This is a genomic window from Lapidilactobacillus bayanensis, assembly GCF_003946695.1.
Lineage (GTDB): Bacteria > Bacillota > Bacilli > Lactobacillales > Lactobacillaceae > Lapidilactobacillus > Lapidilactobacillus bayanensis.
This window is the reverse complement of sequence record NZ_RHOX01000010.1, coordinates 1-19,926: the sequence shown is the minus strand read 5'-3', so window position 1 is coordinate 19,926 and position 19,926 is coordinate 1. Positions and strand designations below refer to the sequence as shown.

The following is a 19,926-nucleotide window of genomic DNA, read 5'->3' as shown; positions in this document are numbered from 1 at the left end:
GAGTTAATTTCCTCTCTCATTAATTAGCCGAACAGCTTTACGTGTACCAGTCGTTTTAATGACATTTAAATCTTCTTTAATTAAGTCTTCTAAGCCCTTATATTGAGTGAGATCTTCACCCCATAAGTTTTTATCAGCCAAGGCGGCAGCGATATAATCATCAGTTTTAATTAGCTGAGCAAACTCTGCCATCACTTCAGGTGTATCCTGTGGCATAAAATCTGCTCGTCCAGCATAGACATATAAATAAGCGGCTAAAGCTAATGAAATTCGCTCTGGTAATTGCTGACGATTTGTAACATAACGTTTAAATGTAGGTAGCAAGCGCGCCTTAAACTTAGAAATGCTGTTTAATGCGATTGAACTCAATTCATGGTTAACGTAAGGATTCTCGAAACGTTCCTTAACCCCTTCGGCATATGCGCTCAGTTCATCTTGTGGTAAAGCAATCGTTGGGATAATTTCATGGTACATCTCATCATTAATAAATTTATAAAAGTCAGAATCGGCCATAACTTGACCAACGGTTTTGAGACCAGCTAATCGTGCAATCGGACTCATTGTTGTATGTGGTCCATTTAGTAACGATACTTTACGATTACGATATGGTTGCATATCGTCTGTCACAACAACATTAAGGCCCGCTTTCTTAAGTGGTAATAGTTGTTCCAGCGCTCTGTTACCCTCAATCACAAATATTAAGAATGGTTCCGCCTTCACAATTAAATTATCTTTGTAACCAAATTCTTGCTCCAGCTCACTAGCGCGATCTCGTGGATAACCAGGCACGATCCGATCAACTAATGTTGAATAGAAATTATTCTCTTGATTAATCCAATCAACAAAGTCTTGACCTAGTTGCCAAAGCTCGGCATATTGGCACACAATTTTTTTCAGCGCGTCACCATTATGATTAATTAATTCACAAGGAATAATTTTGAAACCTTTTTTGCCCAGCTTGAAACGTTCGTACAATAGTGCGGTCAACTTACCTGGATATGAATTTTGAGGACGATCATCCAACTTGTCGTTTTCATCAAAAGCAATTCCAGCCTCCGTTGTATTTGAAAAGATAAATTCGAGATCATCATTCTGTGCCAGGTCTAAATAAGCTTGATAATTTTCATAAGGACGGATCGTTTCATTGATATCTTCAATCACTTCATGGCTTTGAACCTTCTTGCCACCTAACTTACCTTCAAGCAAGACTGTATATAAGCCATTTTGATCATCTAATAATTCGGTCATACCTCTTTCAATCGGCTGAACAATCGCAACGCCACCTTCGAAAAGGCCAACCTTATTCATCTGCTGAATTTGCCAATCAATAAAGGCACGTAAAAATCCACCTTCACCAAATTGAATAACTTTTGTTGGATATTGAGGTAATTTTCGAAACGAATTGTTTAATAGTTGCAATGCCATTATTTGACCCCCAAAAAATAAATTTTATTTATTCAAAGTTAATTTAATACCCCAAACAAACAATTAGTATGCTCTTGGAATTATTGTGTTAGCACATTATGTTAGCGTTAACATTTAATTTAAGATTAACACTTCTATCGGCAACACTCAATACTATTTTGATAAAACAACGAATTATTCTTGGTGAAAACTAAAGAAGCAAGCAGGAATGGATCACCGAATTTCCATTAAAGTGCACCGCCTGAATGACTCGTACAAAAAGGACCATGGAGACCTATTCTTATCGTTGCTAAACAATAAGAATAGAGCTTCATGGCCCACAGACAAAATACCATTTCTCACCATGTCCAACAACTCAACTCTGGAAAAAATAGTACTACTGGTTTAATACCTCGCACCAACAACACTCATCTGACTAAGTCACCAGGTAAAATTACCGTCTTGGTGTGTATTATACGACTTAAGCTCGAATTCGACGCCAAGCTTGTTAACAAAATTTTGCTAACCTAAATACTTTTTGATAAATTAATTCAATCCAATGCACTTATCGCTTGAACTGATTCTCGAATAATTAATTCAGGCTCAAGAATGACATGATTATCAGCACTTAACGTATCGCCATCAATCAATTTCAATAAATCTTCAATTCCCCGTGTTGTCATTGCTAGTATAGGCTTTCTAACAGTTGTTAGTGCTGGAACGCTCATGCTTGCATAATAACTATCATCAAATCCCATCACAGAAATTTCATTTGGCACCCGCACACCTGCGGCATAGCATGCACGCAGCGCGCCGATCGCTGTATCATCATTGGCGCAAAATACAACGGTTGGTCGTTGTTCCTTCGGTAATCGTAAAATCTCAATCATTGCTTGTTGACCACTCGTCAGTGAATAATCCCCGATTTGAATCGCTCCGGGATTTACAATTAATTGATTAGCTAAAACAGCTTGATCAAATCCTTGCCGACGTTGCGTAGAACTAGTAAAACCAGGGATTCCCTCAATCATTCCGACCCGCTGATGACCTTGTTTGACTGCGTAAGTCATTGCATCCTTAACCCCTCGCAAGTCATCGCCTGAAATATTCCGTATATCAGGATCATTTAAGAAGCGGTTGATCACGACTAGTGGCAGTCCCAAGGCCTTAACTTGATAGATGAAATCATTATCTCGGTCAGATTGACTCACAACAATGACGCCATCCATTCGATTACGAACTAGACCATTAATATCTTTCACACTACGAATGTCATTCACAGATAACAAATAATTGTCCGGCAGCGCCTCATATGCAGTACTAATAATACTCGAAAGGAAACTACGCGACGTACCATCACCCATACTTGAAAAGAATATCCCAACAACAAATTTCTTCTTCGTAACTAAACCACGGGCATTATAGTCTGGAACATAACCAATTCGTTTGGCGATATCCAGAATTTGTTGACGCGTTTTATCTTTAATCACTGCTTTTTCATTAAATGCGCGTGAAACAGTTGTCATTGAGACGCCTGCCAATTTCGCAACATCTTTAATTGTTACCATCACTAAAACCTTCTTAATTTTTATCGGGAGTTGAAACAAATTATCGTCGCCAAAACTTAGATCAAATTAGTAGCGTTATGTTAGCGTTAACTCTTAACGGACTTAATGACATCATAACCTACTAACATACTTTCTTCTAGTCATATTAAAAATATCATCAAAAAATAATAAATAGGATGAGAAAAGAACTGGGTTTGTTGATTAACCCCAGTTTTCATTCCACAATACCCAAAATAAAAGGAGCTGGGATTTTCCCCAGTTCCTTATTTTTGATTATCTTAATTCATTGATGTGGTCTAATAATCTAGTTCTTACTTTGTTTGTTGTAACTAGCTGTATATTCCTTGATGATTTGGTCGCCGCCTTGAGAACGGAACTTCTTAATCGCGTCTTTCCAACCATCCATATTAATTTCACCCATCATATACTTGTAGTAGGCATCAGATACGCCTTCAATCAATGTTGAATATTGCGTATCATAAGTTGTTGAAGTTAACGACTGTGCTGGATTGACAACTGCATACTTCTCATTTTCGGCAATCTTTTTATCTTGAAGTGTTCTTAACGGGTCAGTATATTTAAGTTGCATAACTAATTCTGAAGGACGTGAAGAAGCATATGGTTGTACTTCTTGTTGCCACTTAGTTTGGTCAGTAATTTCGTATTCACCTTTACTATTAACCGAGTAATCTTCACCCTTAACACCTTCAGTCATAAGTAGGTATGGCTTTTTATCCATTAAATCATTAATGAACTTCAAAACAACTTTAAGATCAGCTTCGGTCTTAACTTCTGACTTAGGAATTGCAAGATAGCCACCAAAGCCACCTGCAGTGTCAGATAAGATATGTCGTTCGCCTTTATAAGTGATATCGTTAATTAACGCCCACTTCATCTTACCTTCTTGACTTGTTCCTTTGGCAGCAGCAACATAGTTACTTGCTTCCATTAAACCAGAAATGACAATACCACCCTTACCTTGAGCAATATAATTCTTCTGATCGTTCTTAGCCATAACTGAAAAGTCTGAGTTCATCCAACCACTTTTATAAATATTACGGAACCATTTAAGTGCCGTTGTATATTCTGGCTGCATAAACGATGGTTCAACTTTACCAGACTTGGTGACAACGAAGTTATTACCAGCACCGAAGTAACCAGTTAAGCTACGGAACCCAACATTGAATGATTCGTTCCGTTCGACAAATCCGACAGTATCTTTCTTGCCATTACCATCTGGATCGTCTTCCGTAAATGCCTGGGCAACTTTTTCAAGATCATCAATCGTCTTTGGCGTTGATAAGCCTAAATTATCTAGCCAGTCTTGCCGAACTAAGACACCATAGCGGGCAACTGGCTTTTGATAAGGAACACCATAAAGATGGCCGGCAACTTTAGCAGAACTGATACGTTCTTTAGAAATTTTAGCTAAATTAGGATAATCCTTCAAATATTTCTCAACATCCCAAAACATTCCCGATGATAATGCCTTACGAACTGTTGTATTGGTCATATCAGTCAATGAAACAATATCCGCTAATTGTTTAGATGCTAGTGCGGCATTGATCTTTTCATCTTTAGAAGCATCAGGTATCCAAGTGAAATCTATTTTCTTACCGGTATATTTCTCCAGCTTGGACTGAACATCGCCCGATGGTGCCGTCGCTGTATGTAACATTGACATCCACGTAATTGTTTTGATTGATGACTTACTTGAGCTGTCGTTTGTCTTTGCTTTGCTACTGCCGCTATTTCCACAAGCAGCTAATAACGTTGCGGATAACAACAATATGGATCCGGTTTTAACGAGCTTTTTGATATTCATAACATTCTCTCCTCTTATAAATCGCTATATAATTTCCCCCACTGGAACAAAAAGTACAAACGATTATTTCAACCGCAACACCCTGCTTCGTCTGAATTGTTTATTTATAAAACGCTTACAATCCATAACTTAAACTATTTACTGAGCAAATTCTATAATCATTTACTCAGTGTCGTCACATTGATTCTGAATGATAACAATCGTTCATTAATTAGCGTTTATTATGCTCAGAATCACACTTAATAATCATTATCTGTTCTTATTTATCGCTTAAAACCCGATAGTTAAAGTAATCAAAATCCGCATATGACGCATTCGTTTGATTCAAATTTGTAACACTAATCCCAATAAAATTCCCTGTGAAACCACCAGATAAAAATCGTGTATCGATGGCTTCTTTAAATACATGCCAATCCTGCTCATTAGGGTTTTTATAGTACATGGCACAACTCAAACCATGTCCAACGATTCGAAGCTGTAACGGCGTTTTGTTGATGGTAACTTTCTGTGGCTCAAGTTGGAATTGGTCTTGATCATATTTCATTAATCGTAAAACCGTTCCTAATTGTTCATCATAAGTCACGTAAAGATAAATAAACTTTTCATTGGTTAAAAACAGCATTATTCCAGCAAATTCATTGAATGTTTTAGGAGTGAAATTAAGTTCCGTTTCGGCAATGTAATTAAAATCGCTTTGGCGAATTGCAACGAGATGATGATTAAATGTTGAAGCAGGTGATTCGCCACCATAAATACGTAGCTGCTTTTCTGTCTCTCTTAACTGCAACCACGATGAATCTGGCATTACCCGCAAGAAATTCCAACCGGGCGTTAACTGCTCTTGATCAAAATTATCTTCAAAATCTAATTTCAACACTTGCTGAACAGTTTCACTTATTTCAATAGTGGGTGTTAAATCAGGACCATTACCATCAACTGTTGATTCTAACCACCCATCTTTAGTCCAATAAACTTCCTCAATAGCAGTTTCACGTCCAAGAATATGATAATCATGATCTAAAATTCGACACGTCAGAAAGACCATGTACCAATGACCCGTATTTGATTCAACCAAACTAGCGTGTCCAGTACATTGTAAAGGTGAATTGGGTTTATCACTCGCGGTTAAAATCGGCGAATTCGGCGCAAGCACATATGGCCCCGTAATTGTCTTCGAACGACAAACCGTTACCGAGTGATTCTTGCCAGTACCACCTTCAGCTGTGATTAAATAATAATAACTATTGTGTAAGTATATTTGTGGTGCTTCAGTTTTTGCCAAGGCGGTACCGTTAAAGATTTTATAAACCTTACCAACTAATTTTTGTTGTTGTAGATCATATTCTTGTAATACAACCCCGGCAGATTTATTCGAAGTTGTTAATCGATAATCCCAAATCTCATTAACAAACCATTTCTTACCATTTGGATCATGAAACAACGCCGGATCAAAGCCACTACTATTTAAATAAATCGAATCACTCCATGGCCCAGTAATAGTTGGTGCAGTCACTAAGTAATTGTGGCAATCTTTAAACGGACCATGGGCATTCTTTACATCAGTATAAGTTAAATAAAAGGTCCCTTGATCATAGGAAATTTGCGGTGCCCAAATACTTGCCCCTTGGGGATTTCCCCGCAAATCAATTTGGGTCGTCAAAATATCGGTCAAGAATTCCCAATTAACTAAATCATGCGATTGATAAATTCGAATACCCGGCATCCACTCAAATGATGAAACAGCAATATAATAAACATCAGCAACTTTTAAGATGTTAGGATCAGGATTAAAACCAGGTATAATCGGATTTTTAATCTGTACTTGCGTCATCTTTACTTGTGTCCTTTCTTAAAAAGCATAATGTGGCGACAACGAAAAAGATAAAGGCAATTGGATAGGCAATCATTTGTGAACCAAATAAAGTCGCTAGTCCAGCAGCAAGATATAAAATACCGGCTAAATTAATTCGCTTATGTGCTCGTAACAGCATGCTTGCAATAGCCACTAAAATTAGCACTGCAATTACAGTGAACCCAAACCAGGCACCTAATGTTTTAAAAAGTGTCAATCCTTTTTGAGTGGGAACTTCTGTTAGGTATTTTTCAAACACAGGATAAATAACTGTCTGATATTCATGCTTCGTCAAAATATTCATGACCACCGTAAAACCGCCCATGAATATAACAACAATTCCCGCACCGATATAACCAATTATCAATTCTAACCGTCTACTCATCGTCTAATCCTTCTCTAATGAAATCAACCCAGTTTGGTCGTTGAACCGTTGTTTGCTCGTAAAAACATTGTCGTTCTTGATAATGGACTGTTTGCCGATTCGATTTCTTATTCCAATCATGCCACCCTGCATTAGCTAGATTAATATCAAATAAACAATGTTCAAATATTGTGACCGCATGCTCACGCCAAGGACGGCCTAGAAAATAGCGCTGTTTCTGTGCACTTTTAATATCACAGCGCTTAAAGATAAAACCTTGGCTGCCGCTTGCAGAGCTTGCTGCAGTCAAATAATCGACTTCACCAGCTTCTTCTCGGGCAAGCGCCACTAATTGACAATTGTTAAAGACAGCTTGACCACCACCAAAAATAAAATCAACCGTACCAGAAATTTGGCAATGATTAAATTGATAGTTCTGAACTAAATAAACTTGATTAATTTGTTCGGTTATAAATGGCGTCCCATTCTTCTGTAAATCTGGCAATGGTCCCAAACAAATTGTGTCCTGATGACCTTCAATAACGCAATTTTGTAACGTTATATTGTTCCCTTCACCATAAAAGGCTATGGCTTGACCAATTTTCTCAGTATTATTACCAGCACTATTAACAATTGTCAGATTTTCTAGCAATACGTTTGCCGCATTAACGAAAAAAGTGGCAGTACGGAAGGTACCTAGTTCCTCACCGCCACTTCCTGTTCGCCGTGCATATAAATGATGGTGAATCCTGACTTGGCCAACGCCCACTAACCGAATATTATTGCGGTATAGCGTAATTTTTTCCGGATAATCACCAGTTAAAATAATAATTTCAATTGCACACTCAGGTAATTGTTGAGCGGCATCAATTGCCCCTTGAATCGTTGAGTAACAATTAGCCTGATTCTTAGCAACAACTAAGGTTACAAGTTTCTCTTCATGAAATTCATCCATCGTTTTCTCATCTCACTTGTTTCTTGATGACCACCTGTCAATGCCAAGGATTCCCAACGATCTGGCGCCTGCTTCTCTTGATAAATTGTGGTTAATTGTTCATTTAATAATTCAACCCCAGCAATGGGACACATGTTGTCGCTTTTACCAACTAAACTTAGTCGATACCGTGGCGCGATTAATGCTTGAATTGATAGCGTTGAAAACTTCGTTAATAAACGTGGTACGTAATAATAAAAGCCATGATGATCTAATCCGCGCTCATCAATCAATGCTTGTAATTCTACTTGCCCCGCAATATCAACAGTTAATTTCACCCGTGAATCTAACGCGGCTAGCCACCAACTCATCATGCCACCCATTGACATACCAATCGTAGCAATGCGATCTCCTGCGACCTCTGGACGTTGCAATAGATAAGTAATGAACTGTTGATCGTCATAAATACGCATGCCCCAAAGTGTTCGTCCCTTAAGCAGGAACTCTTTAACTAATTCACTCTCTTTTTTACCCTGGCGTTCGCCGAAGCCCCACATATCAATGCAGCCAACGGCATAACCCATTTCAATCAACGTGTTGAGAAATGATGGTTCTTGAAGATAACAATTACCATCAATTAATTCTTGCTTACCTAACTGAAAATTACCACCATGTGAATGGTTAAAAATAACTAGCGGATAGTTGCTCAAACCGGTATTCGGATATGCAAAATATCCAGGAACTGTTTCTAAACTATTCAATTGTAAGCTTAGTGTTTCTATGGTGTATTTTGAAAATTCTTGTTTGAACAAAATCTGACCTGTTGGTGTAACATTGGCATTTTCACCTAACAATTCAATTAGTTCAGCACGTGTCGGCAATTTAATCCGCCACACTTTCTATTTTAGTCGTACCATTAATCATTTGAACTTGTGTTGCATCTTGGATGTTGAAGGCGCGTCCTTCATGATTTTTAATTTGAACATGATCAAAGGTCACATCATCAGCATTCATTAAATAAAAACCTTGATTAGTCATGGCTTTAATTCCAGCCATCATCGCTGGCTTTTCTGCGATTGCGTTTGCACCAGCCATTTCAATTTCAATATTGCTAAATTCAATATTTGACACAACACTTTCTGGCAGTCCGTAAATGTAACCTGCCGCGGCACTGACATTTTTAGCAAGAATGTTACTGAAATGAATTTGTTTAAACTCAGGCGTACGTTCATCTACTGGATAAGCTTTTTTATCCGAAACGTAGGTCTCCTTGCCTTTAGGTCCGCAGAAATAATACAGGTTCAAAACAAATGGGCAAATTGTCGTATCAATAATAATATTGTTAACCAATACCCCTTCAATTACCCCACCACGACCCCGCCGCGACTTTATTCGAATACCACGATCCGTTTCCTTAAAGACACAATTACTAATGACAACATTTTTGATACCGCCAGACATTTCACTACCCAAAACAACGCCACCGTGCCCATGCAATAACGTACAATTCGTAATTGTAATGTTCTCACAGGGAATACGGTTAGGATCATCTTCAGTTCCAGATTTGATGGCAATACAATCATCGCCAACATCAATTTGGCAATTCATAATACGAATATTTCGTGACGATTCTGGATCAATGCCGTCCGTGTTCGGTGAATCTGCCGGATTTTTAATACTAATATTATCAATTGTAATGTTCTCACTATTGACAGGACAGACTGTCCAACTTGGCGAATTAGCAATTTCAAAATCTCGTAAAACAATCCGACGGCAATTATCAAATCCCAGAAATTCAGGACGAGGATATTTTAGTTGCTCGCGTTGTTCACGAAAAATATGCCACCATTTAGAACCATTACCTTCAAGCTTCCCTAATCCTGTAATTGAAATATTTTCAGCGTTACGTGCATAAATACATGGTTGATAAACCTGGCGAGTAACACCTTCCCAGCGTGAATCTACAACTGGAAAATCAGCAAAGTCATCTGAAAAAGTCAAAACTGCACCAGCACTTAAATGTAGCTCAACGTTACTCTTCAGTTCGATTGCACCAGTCAAATATTGACCACAGGGAATAATTAAACGTCCACCACCATGATTAGCTAATTCATTAATACTGCTTTGAATAATCGTCGTCACGAGTCGACCATCTGTTGTTACCCCATGATCACTAATATTAATTATCAATTATTCCACCTCACGTTTTTATTCTTGACTCAATGGTGCCATTTCTAAAGTTGCTTGTAAAAATGCACCGTACCCTTTAAAGTCATTGGTAATGATTGGTTCACTAATATAATAAACGAAAGAACCATCACGCTGACCAGCACCACCTAAGCCAGCCACTGCGCAATTCCGAATGAGATTCAGCCAACCTTCTTTGGTCAAATAAACAAAATTATCTTGCAACCCTTGATACGACTCATCAATAAATTCCTGCCAATCCCTCGTCAGAATGTTCATGCGTCTTGCCTTCGCCATCCCATAAATAATCATCGCCGATGCTGATGCCTCTAAATAATTCCCGGGCCGTTCCCCTTCATCCACCACTTGATACCAAGCATGTCGCTTAACATCACGGTACCGCTTAACGGCCGTTATTGTTTTCATAAAAATAGTCGCGAGAGTTTGGGCTTCGTCTGGAAAATCAGTCGCAATTATTTCATAGGTATCAACTAATGCCATTAAGTACCAACCAATTGCGCGACCCCAAAAATGCGGAGAGTGTCCTGTGGCTTGCTCCGCCCAAGGTTGTTGTCGATCCTCATTCCAAGCGTGATATAACAAGCCGGTTTTGGTATCAACAGTATGTTGATAACTTAATTCAAATTGTCGCACAACATCTGTCATTTCTTCTTTGGGACGAAACTTAGTAATATATTCCGCGTAAAAGGGTTCGGCCATATATAAACCATCTAACCACATTTGCGATGGATAAATTTTCTTATGCCAAAAACCACCATCTGTTGTACGCGGCATATTCTGTAGCTGTTTAAATAATTGATCACTCGCAATTCGATACTTAGCTTCTTTGGTCTGCTGATATAAAAACAGCAGTAGCTTACCATTGTTGATTGAATCCAGATTAAAGTGCTCATAGTCATAATTCTTGATCCGACCGTCATCTTGAACATATAACGCCATTGTCTTCACAATATATTGCAAATATTTCGAATCATTTGTCTGTAGATAAGCTAGTTTAACACCTTGTAACACAACACCAATATCATAAGACCACTTACCATGATATTGAGGTAATTCAGGAAGCAATGGATATCTATTAAATAAAGTTTCTAAAGTAATATTTGTTAGCGATTTACTCATTGTCGACTCCTACTTAATTATTATGATGATACTTCTTGCTTACTCTCTAAATTTCTTAAGATCCAGTTACCATCAAGACTTAAAACAAAGCCGACAAACCCGATACCATAAATTGGTAGGAGAATTGGTACTAGCTTTGAAATTGCTAAATAAATTGCACTAATCACAACCCAAGCAAGTGCAGTTTGCAATAAGTAACCGAACCCTAAAAGAAAGGCACCGCGAATTAACTCATAAATCTTTTTAAAATTTGTCGCAACCATCACCTTGAATACATGGGTGAAAGCAATCAGGATAAAGAATAAGAAAACAATATTAACGATTCGCAAAGAATTATTTTTTAAATTAAATAAATTAACCAATACAACAACAAGTCCTGCGGCATAAATTAAACTAACGATCACGGACTGCCAATACCGTTCAAAAAAATAATGCGTAAAATTTTTAGTAATTGGAATCTCCCGCTTTAATCGTAACCACTGATCCAAATACTTACTCATGGCATAAGTTGCCGGGCCAATTCCAAACACACCTAACCCTAAAATAGAAAAAACAAACCATAAAATATTTAAATAAATAACCTTAAACATCCCGACAAAAATATTATTGATTTTTTGTAAATTTTCTAATGTCATACCATTCACCGCAATCAGTTATTTTAATAGACACCATCTTCGCCAACAGAATGTGCTAGTTTGTTTGCAATCATGACGAGAACCAAACCTACTAATCCCTTAAATAATCCAACGGCTGTTGAATAGCTTAACTGACCATTTTGAATACCGGCAGTATAAACATAAGTGTCAAATATTTGAGCAACATTCTTGTTCATTGAGTTCATTAACAAGAACATATGATCAAAGCCAAGATCCATTACCTTACCGATTTGCAAAATAAACAATGTCACAATGGTTGGTCGAATACATGGTAACGTAATGTGCCACATCTTCGTTAACTTGCCAGCACCATCCATATCAGCTGCTTCATACAGTTGCTCATCAACGTTGGTAATTGCAGCCAAGTAAATAATTGTTCCCCAGCCTGATCCTTTCCAAATTTCCTGGAAAATATACATCGGTCGCAACCAATGTGTATCAGTCAAGAAGGAAATTTTCGCATGGCCCATTGAGGTTAAGATGTTATTAACAACACCATCTTCAGTTGTTAATAGGACATAGAATAAGGAAACCACGATAACCCATGACATGAAATGGGGAAGATAGATAATCGTTTGCACCGACTTTTTAAATTTAGCGCTCTTCAATTCATTAATTAGTAACGCCAAAATAATTGGAAATGGGAAAGCAAACAAAATATCTAGTCCAAAAATAACCAATGTATTCCGAATTAACATCCAAAACGTATCTTCAGAAAATAATCGAACGAAATTTTGCCAACCAACAAACTGACTATGTGTAATTCCCAAGAATGGTTGATAATCTTGGAACGCAATCACAAGTCCCCCCATTGGAATATACTTGAACACAATAAAATAAATAATTCCAGGTAGCAACATTAGATATAAGGCATGATTCTTTTTTATCTCTTGCCATTTTTTCTTTTTGACACTTTTTTTGATTTCTGCGCGATCTGCATCGCTTACTGTCAATACATGCTGCATGCTTATTCCCTCACTTTTTATTTACTCCGACCATACTCCTGTAATATACGGTTTGAAATACATTACGTAAATAATCATTTACTGATTTTGTTACATAAATAACTATTTGATGTGGCGTTATAAACGCCTCAATAAAGCCGAATTAAAAGAATGATCATCTGCAATGATGATTATTAACGTTATGATAAACGCGTGTTATATTGGCATTGTTAGCGATTACATCTGTTTGCTAGGCATTCCGATAAATTGGAGGATTTAGTCATGAGTTCAAATAGAACCATTAGAGTATCAAAGAGTGAAAAGATATTTCACATCATAATTGTGATTTTCTTATTAATTTTTACACTGATGTGTTTATTACCTTTTATTAATGTTTTAAGTAGTTCTTTTGCAAGTCAAGCAGAATTAACAGAATCACCATTCATTTTAATTCCGCATTCATTTACACTAGACGCTTACCGTTATATTTTATCCACGCCAACAATTATTCGTAGTATTGGTGTTTCATTATTTATCACAATTGTTGGTACAGCTTTAAGCATGATCTTAACATCATTTATGGCTTATGCCCTTTCACGGAAATATTTGCACGGCCGTAATGTGATCAATTTTCTGGTTGTCTTCACGATGTTATTCAGTGGTGGTATGATTCCTTCATTCTTACTTGTTCAGAATTTAGGTCTAATGAATTCATTGTGGTCACTAATTTTGCCAAGTGCAATTAGTGCTTATAACATGATTATCATGCGTAATTTCTTTCAAGGTATTCCTGATAGTCTTGAAGAATCTGCAAAAATGGATGGTTGTACCGATTGGGGCGTCTTCTTTAAAATCATCCTCCCGTTATCATTACCATCAATTGCGACAATTTCATTATTCTATCTTGTTTCTTATTGGAACTCTTATCAATCAGCAATTCTATATATTACTAGCGCTGACAAATGGCCAATTCAAATCTTGTTGCGTCAAATCGTCATTGTTTCGAGTGGTGTAGAAGCTGATGCCTCATCAGTTGATGTTATCCCACCAGCGCAATCTGTAAAAATGGCAGTTATTATTATCGCAACATTACCAATGTTAATTGTTTATCCATTTATTCAAAAATACTTCGTTAAAGGCGCAATGATTGGTTCTGTAAAAGGATAACTTTTTCCTTTATATCAAATTATTTTAAATACATTCAATTGTTGAAAGCGATTTATGTTACGATGAGAAAGAAGAATAGCTTATTAAGCAATATGGGGTTGCGTCATGATTAGAAATAAATCGCGTTTTTTTTAAGTATCCTTGTTCCAATTTTGCTTTTTGGCGGCATCATCATTGGTGGTTTCAGTATTTATGTTTACAAACAGACTTATAGCAATATTTTAAGCCGTTCAATTGAAAACCGTCGTAGCTATTTGGATCAAGTGCAGAGTAACCTAGAACAAAAGATTAGAACTGTTGAATATTCATTTTCAACGTACAGTACCACAACATCTCTCCATAAAATTATCGATAAATCCCTAACTTATAAAGATTTTCGTCAAGTTAAAGACGTCACCACGGAATTATCTTATATTCGCGTTATGGGTATTGAAAATACCAATTATGGATTAATCAACCTTAATAAGAATTGGGAAATCAGAAATGGCTCTCTCAAAAAAGTTTCTGCAAAACGCAAAGAAACTCTTTTGAATTTGATAGCCAAAAGTGATGCCCAACTCTTTTGGCGTGTCCACGATCATGGTATTCAAATGCTAGTTTCACTGCCTTTCTTTGAAAGTGAACGTGAAATGTTAGGAACCGCTGATATCGATAAAACAACCATTGAACAGATTATTAGCGACAAAAAATATTCGTACTTAGGTATTCTTTCTTCTGATCACCAACTTTTATTTCAGAATCAAAACTTTATTTCCAAAGATGTTAAAAAACAAGTTAAAGAAAAGTTAGCAAATAATCATTCTAATGGTCATTTTCAAGATTCTGCTGGTAACGTTTATATCTATTCTCAAGCCAAATATAACAACTGGACTTATATCACTCGTCTGAATCACAGTCAGGTTGTTTCCCAAATTAGCACTTTAGCAATTGCCTTAGTCGTCATCACATTGATTATCATTGCATTGTTATATATTGTGGCCTACATGATTGCTGAACATTCTACGAAGCCAATTATGGAGATTCGTGAACGATTAGCGGTTTCAACAAAAGAGCAAATTTCTACCTCTGAGGAAGAAATTGGTCAGATTTTAGGTGGCATTGACAAAATTGTCAGTGAAAACGAATTATTAAACAAAACGATCAGTTATCAAAAACCCGAGCTTGAAAATCTCTTTATCTTAAACTTATACCGTGATTACGTACCTCAAGAAGAAATTAGCAATCGTCTGTCACAGTTTGGTTATTCTAATATTTCCAATAAAAAATTCATTACTGTCTTAATCCAAATTGACGACTATGGCCACCATACTTTTAATGCTAATGATATCCTACTAATGGCAATTGAAAATATCGTCTCAACAATTGTTCCGGCAGAGCAACGTCTTAAACCAGTGCTCGTTAATAAAGATACCCAAGCAACAACGTTAGTTTTCACAGCTAATGCCGATATTAAAAAAGCGGTCCTGCAATACTGTAATCAAATTCAACAAGCAACTTCAAAATATCTAAAAATCAAAATTAGTTTAGGAATTTCTAATGTTTATGAGGACCTAAAAGATAGTAAAGCATCCGTTGATAATGCAAAAGAAGCCCTTCATTTTCGAATTAATTTAGGTGAAGAAGCCATTATATTCTATGATGAAATTGCAACTAAACTTAATCAATCTGCTATTATCAAGTACCCTGCGAATAAACAAGAAATGATGGACGCTATTCGTGCTGGCGACAAAGAAGCTATTGAAGAGCTGTTCCCCAAAGTTATTAATCAGATCTTTGTTGAGAACACTAACCCTCTTAGTCTAAAGACCAGTATCTTAAGATTAGTTGGCGACATTATTCAATTGGGGCAATTATTAGGATTGAACTTCGAACTTTCTCACGGTATTCGTCATATTTATTACGACGTTATAACGATTGATAATCAAAACAAACTGATTCAAATGCTTTATATCTCATTAGTTGATCCAATCGTTAACCGTTCCTCTGATCGCAACCAAAACGACCTTCAGTCTCTTTCGGACAAAGTAATTCGCATCGTCCATACACGTTATGATGAAGATATCTCTTTAGATATCATTGCTGACGAATTACATTACAATGCAAATTATTTAAGCAGCGTCTTTAAAAAAGAATTTGGTGCTAATTTTAGTGATTATCTACAAAACTATCGGATTGAAATTTCTAAAAAATGGTTGGTAGAAACCAACATGACCGTCAAAGAAATCTCAAATAAACTTTGCTACAACAATCCACAAAACTTTATTAGATTTTTTAAGAAACGGGAACGAATTACACCTGGTGCTTATCGGCATCGCTATAAATCATCTTAAGATTGGAGGACCATATCTTGCACACTATTTATATTGCTGGTGACTCTACTGCTGCTACTAAGTCTTCAGAGGCACGACCAGAAACAGGTTGGGGTGAGTATCTTCAAGAATTCTTTGATCCAACTAGAATTAGAATTGTTAATATGGCGAAAAATGGACGTAGTACAAAGTCGTTCATCGCTGAAGGTCGTCTGACAACAATCGACCAAATCATTCAACCGCAGGATTATTTATTCATTCAATTCGGTCATAATGACCAAAAACTTGAAGATACAGAACGTGGTACTCATCCTGATAGTGACTTTCAAGAAAACTTACACCAATTCATTGCAGTTGCACGACAACATCATGCTACTCCTGTTTTGTTAACATCCTTTACTCGGCGTCAATATCTACCTAATTCAGATAAAATTGACGCAACCAGTTTAGGCCGTTACCCTGAAGCAATGAAATATTTAGCTGCTAAAGATTATGTTTTATTACTTGATCTCAACATGATCTCTCGTGACTTTTTAAATCAACAATCAATTACTGAAACTGCTAAGTATTTTCTTCACTTAAAGCCTGGCGAATTTCTTAATTATCCTGACGGCCGTAATGATGATGCCCACTCCAGCCCACTTGGTGCTAGAATCAACGCAGAATTAGTTGCGCGAGCAATTCAAGATAGTAACATTGAATTAAGTCAAGATTTATTATTGAACAAGTAAAGGAGTTGTCCAGATTTGCTACCATTAAATTTAGGGATTCGTGCTCATGACCTGCAGTTCACTGATTTAAACTCATTAATTGGCGAACTCAAACACTATCACTTGCACCATATTCAATTTGCCCCCACTAAATGTTTTCCAGATTTATTTGATCAACGCATGCCCACAAAAGGTCTAGCTGATTACTTCGCTCAACAATTCAATGATCAAGGCATTAAAATTTCAATTTTAGGTTCATATGTCAATTTAGCATCATCTGATTTAACCGTTAGGAAGCAAGCCTTAACTAAATTTAAAAAATATACCGAGCTGACGAAGAACTTTAATGCCACTGTTATTGGGACTGAGACCGGCAGTGTTGGTCAAGGTTACACCGATAAAAATTTTACCGAAGAAGCTTATCAGATTGTTCTTGAGTCTGTCGGGCAACTCGTTACCTATGCTGAAGATTTAGGTGTCACAATAGCAATTGAACCAGGCCTAAATCATCCAATATACACGAGTAAATTAGCTAAGCGACTAATTCAAGATATTCAGTCACCTAATTTGAAAATCATTTTAGACTTTGCCAATTTAGTAAGCCCAGATAATTATCATGATTTAGACTATCTAATAACTCAGGCCATTGATGATTTACAAGATAGCATTGAGGCGATTCATCTCAAAGATTTCGTGATCGAAAATAATCGGGTTAAAATCGTGCCAGTCGGACAAGGATTAATGAAGTATCACAATATTCTTAAATTCATCAAGTATCAAAAACCTTTCATCTATGCGTCCTTAGAGGAGACTCAGGCGCCCTTTATTGAACCCGCGATCAAAGAACTCACCAATCTTTATAATTGCATCTAACACCCTTTAGAGCGCAAAAAATGGAATCGGGATTTTTTATCCTGATTCCATTTTTTTGTTGTCTTTGGATGGGAGTCTGAATTTGAGCACTTTAACTACGTAGTCTTTTCAACTAAAAATTTGGTCAAATAGAACGGTTAGTTTAATCAGCGAGCTTAATTCGACCTCTCCACCTTTTTTATAACAATGATTTAGTTAGCTTTTTTAAAGAAGCCGAAATAATTGTATGCATTATTGTAGCTAATGTCTTGAACGATCTTACCAATAACTCCTAAATCGTCAGGTACACGGCCCTGCTCAATCAACTTACCATAATAGTTGCAAAGAACGCGACGGAAATACTCATGACGAGGATAGGATAAGAAACTACGTGAGTCAGTTAACATGCCCACAAAATTAGGCAATAAACTCTGTTCTGCAAAAGTTGTTAATTGCTGTGTCATTCCTTCTGCAGTGTCATTAAACCACCAAGCCGCACCAAGTTGAAGTCGTTGCACCCCATTACCTTGGAATGATTGCATCATTGTCATTAATGATAGCCAATCATTGGGGTTCAAAGAATAGATGATTGTCTTGGGAATTGCATCTTCAGTAGATAGCTTCGTAAATAACTTTTGGAATTCAACCACAATATCTGGTTGTGACCCCATAGCATCGTAACCTGTATCTGCACCAATTTTTGCAAATTGCTTAGGATCTAAATTACGAGCCGAATTGATATGGAACTGCATTGTCCAATCGAATTCATTATTTAGCTTCATCAATTCTTCAACTAACATTGTCAAATATTGATTTAATTCTTGATGACTCAATGACTCGTTAGCAACACCCTTAGCTATAATAGCATCTAATTCTTCATCTGTTGCTTCGACGAAAGTAAAATCTTCTAACGAATGATCAGACAGTGAGCCCCCCATATTAGTGAAGAATTCATAACGTTGATGTAACGCTGCGACTAAAGTTCTAAACGAATTTATTACAACACCAGAAACATTTCCCAGTTCTTGTAAATAATTACCATAAGTTGCATCTTTAATGTGGAATGCTTTATCAGGCCGCATTGCCGGTAATGTTTTGAATCCATTAGCAGCTTCGTCTTCTTTAAGCAATTTATGATATTTCAAATCTGAAGCAGGATCATCAGTTGTACAAATAGCCTTAACATTGGAATTACGAATCAACGCTCGTGCTCCAAAGTTATCTGTCTTCAACAATTCATTAGCTTTTTTATAAATTGCCGGTGCACTTTTGACGGTTAACAAGTCATTGATACCGAAAAAGCGGCGTAATTCCAAATGAGTCCACTCATAAAGTGGGTTACCCACTGACTTTTCGATCGTACCAGCCCAGGCAACAAACTTATCATAATCATCGCCATCACCTGTGATCAATTCTTCAGGTACGCCATTAGCACGCATCAACCGCCACTTGTAATGATCACCATAGGTACCCTCGTTTAACCAAATTTTTGTGATGTTGGCAAATTTTTTGTTTTCGTAAATTTCTTCCGGGTTTAAATGACAATGGAAATCAATAATTGGCATTTTTTCCGCATAATTGTGGAACAACTCTCGTGCTGATTCTGTTTCAAGTAAGAAATTCTTATCTAAAAATGACATGATAGCTAACACTCCTTATTTATTTTTTAGCAACACTTAATGATGCTTCAATTAAGGTATACTCCTGAGATACAGTTCCAACAATAATCATTTTCTAACGATGAAACTAAATTGATTCTCTGAACTATAAATCGCGGTAGTACGCTTAAGTTAACGCTAACATACTCATCATAAAAGTATTTGTAACCGATGTCAAATTGATATAGTAGTTTGTAAAAACTATTTAATCAAAAAAATACCCGGATTTACAATTCAAGTGCAACACCAAATAACTATACCAAAAGTATACAAATAGGCCATGGAGACCTACACTTAAAGTGACTAAACTCAAGAAAGGACAACTCCATGACCCAACATAAGAATACCACCATTAA

16 protein-coding genes are annotated in these 19,926 nt (G+C 36.8%); 4 read left to right on the top strand and 12 right to left on the bottom strand.

The genetic code is table 11. The features are described 5' to 3' along the window. Window positions 1-3: 3 nt before the first annotated feature. The 11 genes from EKM65_RS05135 to EKM65_RS05085 all read right to left on the bottom strand — a co-directional run bounded on the left by EKM65_RS05135 (window position 4) and on the right by EKM65_RS05085 (window position 12,895). Window positions 4-1,419 carry a tagaturonate reductase gene (locus tag EKM65_RS05135; RefSeq protein WP_125606424.1) on the bottom strand — a complete coding sequence of 472 codons (1,416 nt, stop codon included), beginning with the start codon at window positions 1,417-1,419 and terminating at the stop codon, window positions 4-6. A 536-nt stretch (window positions 1,420-1,955) separates the two neighbouring features. Then, window positions 1,956-2,972 carry a LacI family DNA-binding transcriptional regulator gene (locus EKM65_RS05130; RefSeq protein ID WP_125606305.1) on the bottom strand — a complete coding sequence of 339 codons (1,017 nt, stop codon included), beginning with the start codon at window positions 2,970-2,972 and terminating at the stop codon, window positions 1,956-1,958. A 304-nt stretch (window positions 2,973-3,276) separates the two neighbouring features. Next, a complete protein-coding gene (locus EKM65_RS05125; protein WP_404803128.1) occupies window positions 3,277-4,797 on the bottom strand; it encodes an extracellular solute-binding protein in 1,521 nt (506 codons plus the stop codon). 259 nt (window positions 4,798-5,056) lie between these two features. Beyond that, complete coding sequence (locus tag EKM65_RS05120) at window positions 5,057-6,628, bottom strand: glycoside hydrolase family 43 protein (protein WP_125606303.1); 1,572 nt, start codon at window positions 6,626-6,628, stop codon at window positions 5,057-5,059. Continuing rightward, window positions 6,609-7,034: a DUF4064 domain-containing protein gene (locus tag EKM65_RS05115; protein WP_125606301.1), complete on the bottom strand. Its 426-nt coding sequence runs from the start codon at window positions 7,032-7,034 to the stop codon at window positions 6,609-6,611. Before EKM65_RS05115 ends, EKM65_RS05120 begins: the two co-directional genes overlap by 20 nt. Then, window positions 7,027-7,968 (bottom strand): pectinesterase family protein, encoded by a 942-nt coding sequence (locus EKM65_RS05110; protein ID WP_125606299.1) that lies wholly within the window; start codon window positions 7,966-7,968, stop codon window positions 7,027-7,029. Before EKM65_RS05110 ends, EKM65_RS05115 begins: the two co-directional genes overlap by 8 nt. Continuing rightward, window positions 7,938-8,828, bottom strand: a complete 891-nt coding sequence (locus EKM65_RS05105) for a dienelactone hydrolase family protein (RefSeq protein ID WP_125606297.1) — start codon at window positions 8,826-8,828, stop codon at window positions 7,938-7,940. The genes EKM65_RS05110 and EKM65_RS05105 overlap by 31 nt, the downstream gene beginning before the upstream one ends. Before the next feature lies 1 nt (window position 8,829). Further along, window positions 8,830-10,134 (bottom strand): glycoside hydrolase family 28 protein, encoded by a 1,305-nt coding sequence (locus EKM65_RS05100; RefSeq protein ID WP_125606420.1) that lies wholly within the window; start codon window positions 10,132-10,134, stop codon window positions 8,830-8,832. Between the two features lie 21 nt (window positions 10,135-10,155). Beyond that, the gene (locus EKM65_RS05095; protein ID WP_125606294.1) at window positions 10,156-11,274 is read right to left on the bottom strand and encodes a glycoside hydrolase family 88/105 protein; all 1,119 of its coding nucleotides are present in this window, start codon (window positions 11,272-11,274) and stop codon (window positions 10,156-10,158) included. A 20-nt stretch (window positions 11,275-11,294) separates the two neighbouring features. Then, window positions 11,295-11,909, bottom strand: coding sequence for a YesL family protein (locus EKM65_RS05090; protein WP_125606292.1), 615 nt, complete (start codon window positions 11,907-11,909; stop codon window positions 11,295-11,297). Window positions 11,910-11,932: 23 nt separating this feature from the next. Then, complete coding sequence (locus EKM65_RS05085) at window positions 11,933-12,895, bottom strand: ABC transporter permease (protein ID WP_125606290.1); 963 nt, start codon at window positions 12,893-12,895, stop codon at window positions 11,933-11,935. A 261-nt stretch (window positions 12,896-13,156) separates the two neighbouring features. Here EKM65_RS05085 and EKM65_RS05080 point away from each other — a divergent pair, with 261 nt between their 5' ends. The 4 genes from EKM65_RS05080 (at window position 13,157) to EKM65_RS05065 (ending at window position 17,933) form a co-directional block, all read left to right on the top strand. Further along, window positions 13,157-14,041 (top strand): carbohydrate ABC transporter permease, encoded by an 885-nt coding sequence (locus EKM65_RS05080; protein WP_125606288.1) that lies wholly within the window; start codon window positions 13,157-13,159, stop codon window positions 14,039-14,041. A 152-nt stretch (window positions 14,042-14,193) separates the two neighbouring features. After that, the gene (locus EKM65_RS05075) at window positions 14,194-16,371 is read left to right on the top strand and encodes a helix-turn-helix transcriptional regulator (RefSeq protein WP_125606286.1); all 2,178 of its coding nucleotides are present in this window, start codon (window positions 14,194-14,196) and stop codon (window positions 16,369-16,371) included. A gap of 17 nt (window positions 16,372-16,388) precedes the next feature. Beyond that, on the top strand, window positions 16,389-17,081 hold the full coding sequence (locus EKM65_RS05070; protein WP_225420406.1) for a rhamnogalacturonan acetylesterase: 693 nt from the start codon (window positions 16,389-16,391) through the stop codon (window positions 17,079-17,081). 15 nt (window positions 17,082-17,096) lie between these two features. Then, window positions 17,097-17,933 (top strand): sugar phosphate isomerase/epimerase family protein, encoded by an 837-nt coding sequence (locus tag EKM65_RS05065; protein ID WP_125606283.1) that lies wholly within the window; start codon window positions 17,097-17,099, stop codon window positions 17,931-17,933. A gap of 191 nt (window positions 17,934-18,124) precedes the next feature. On the opposite strand, the gene uxaC is transcribed toward EKM65_RS05065, so the two are convergent. After that, on the bottom strand, window positions 18,125-19,552 hold the full coding sequence (uxaC, locus tag EKM65_RS05060; RefSeq protein WP_125606281.1) for a glucuronate isomerase: 1,428 nt from the start codon (window positions 19,550-19,552) through the stop codon (window positions 18,125-18,127). Window positions 19,553-19,926: the final 374 nt, after the last annotated feature.

Bases quoted from the DNA above. Each gene is read 5' to 3' on its own strand.
- EKM65_RS05130 (WP_125606305.1), bottom strand. From the start codon at position 2,972: ATGGTAACAATTAAAGATGTTGCGAAATTGGCAGGCGTCTCAATGACA.
- EKM65_RS05125 (WP_404803128.1), bottom strand. From the start codon at position 4,797: ATGAATATCAAAAAGCTCGTTAAAACCGGATCCATATTGTTGTTATCC.
- EKM65_RS05120 (WP_125606303.1), bottom strand. From the start codon at position 6,628: ATGACGCAAGTACAGATTAAAAATCCGATTATACCTGGTTTTAATCCT.
- EKM65_RS05115 (WP_125606301.1), bottom strand. From the start codon at position 7,034: ATGAGTAGACGGTTAGAATTGATAATTGGTTATATCGGTGCGGGAATT.
- EKM65_RS05110 (WP_125606299.1), bottom strand. From the start codon at position 7,968: ATGGATGAATTTCATGAAGAGAAACTTGTAACCTTAGTTGTTGCTAAG.
- EKM65_RS05095 (WP_125606294.1), bottom strand. From the start codon at position 11,274: ATGAGTAAATCGCTAACAAATATTACTTTAGAAACTTTATTTAATAGA.
- EKM65_RS05090 (WP_125606292.1), bottom strand. From the start codon at position 11,909: ATGACATTAGAAAATTTACAAAAAATCAATAATATTTTTGTCGGGATG.
- EKM65_RS05085 (WP_125606290.1), bottom strand. From the start codon at position 12,895: ATGCAGCATGTATTGACAGTAAGCGATGCAGATCGCGCAGAAATCAAA.
- EKM65_RS05080 (WP_125606288.1), top strand. From the start codon at position 13,157: ATGAGTTCAAATAGAACCATTAGAGTATCAAAGAGTGAAAAGATATTT.
- uxaC (WP_125606281.1), bottom strand. From the start codon at position 19,552: ATGTCATTTTTAGATAAGAATTTCTTACTTGAAACAGAATCAGCACGA.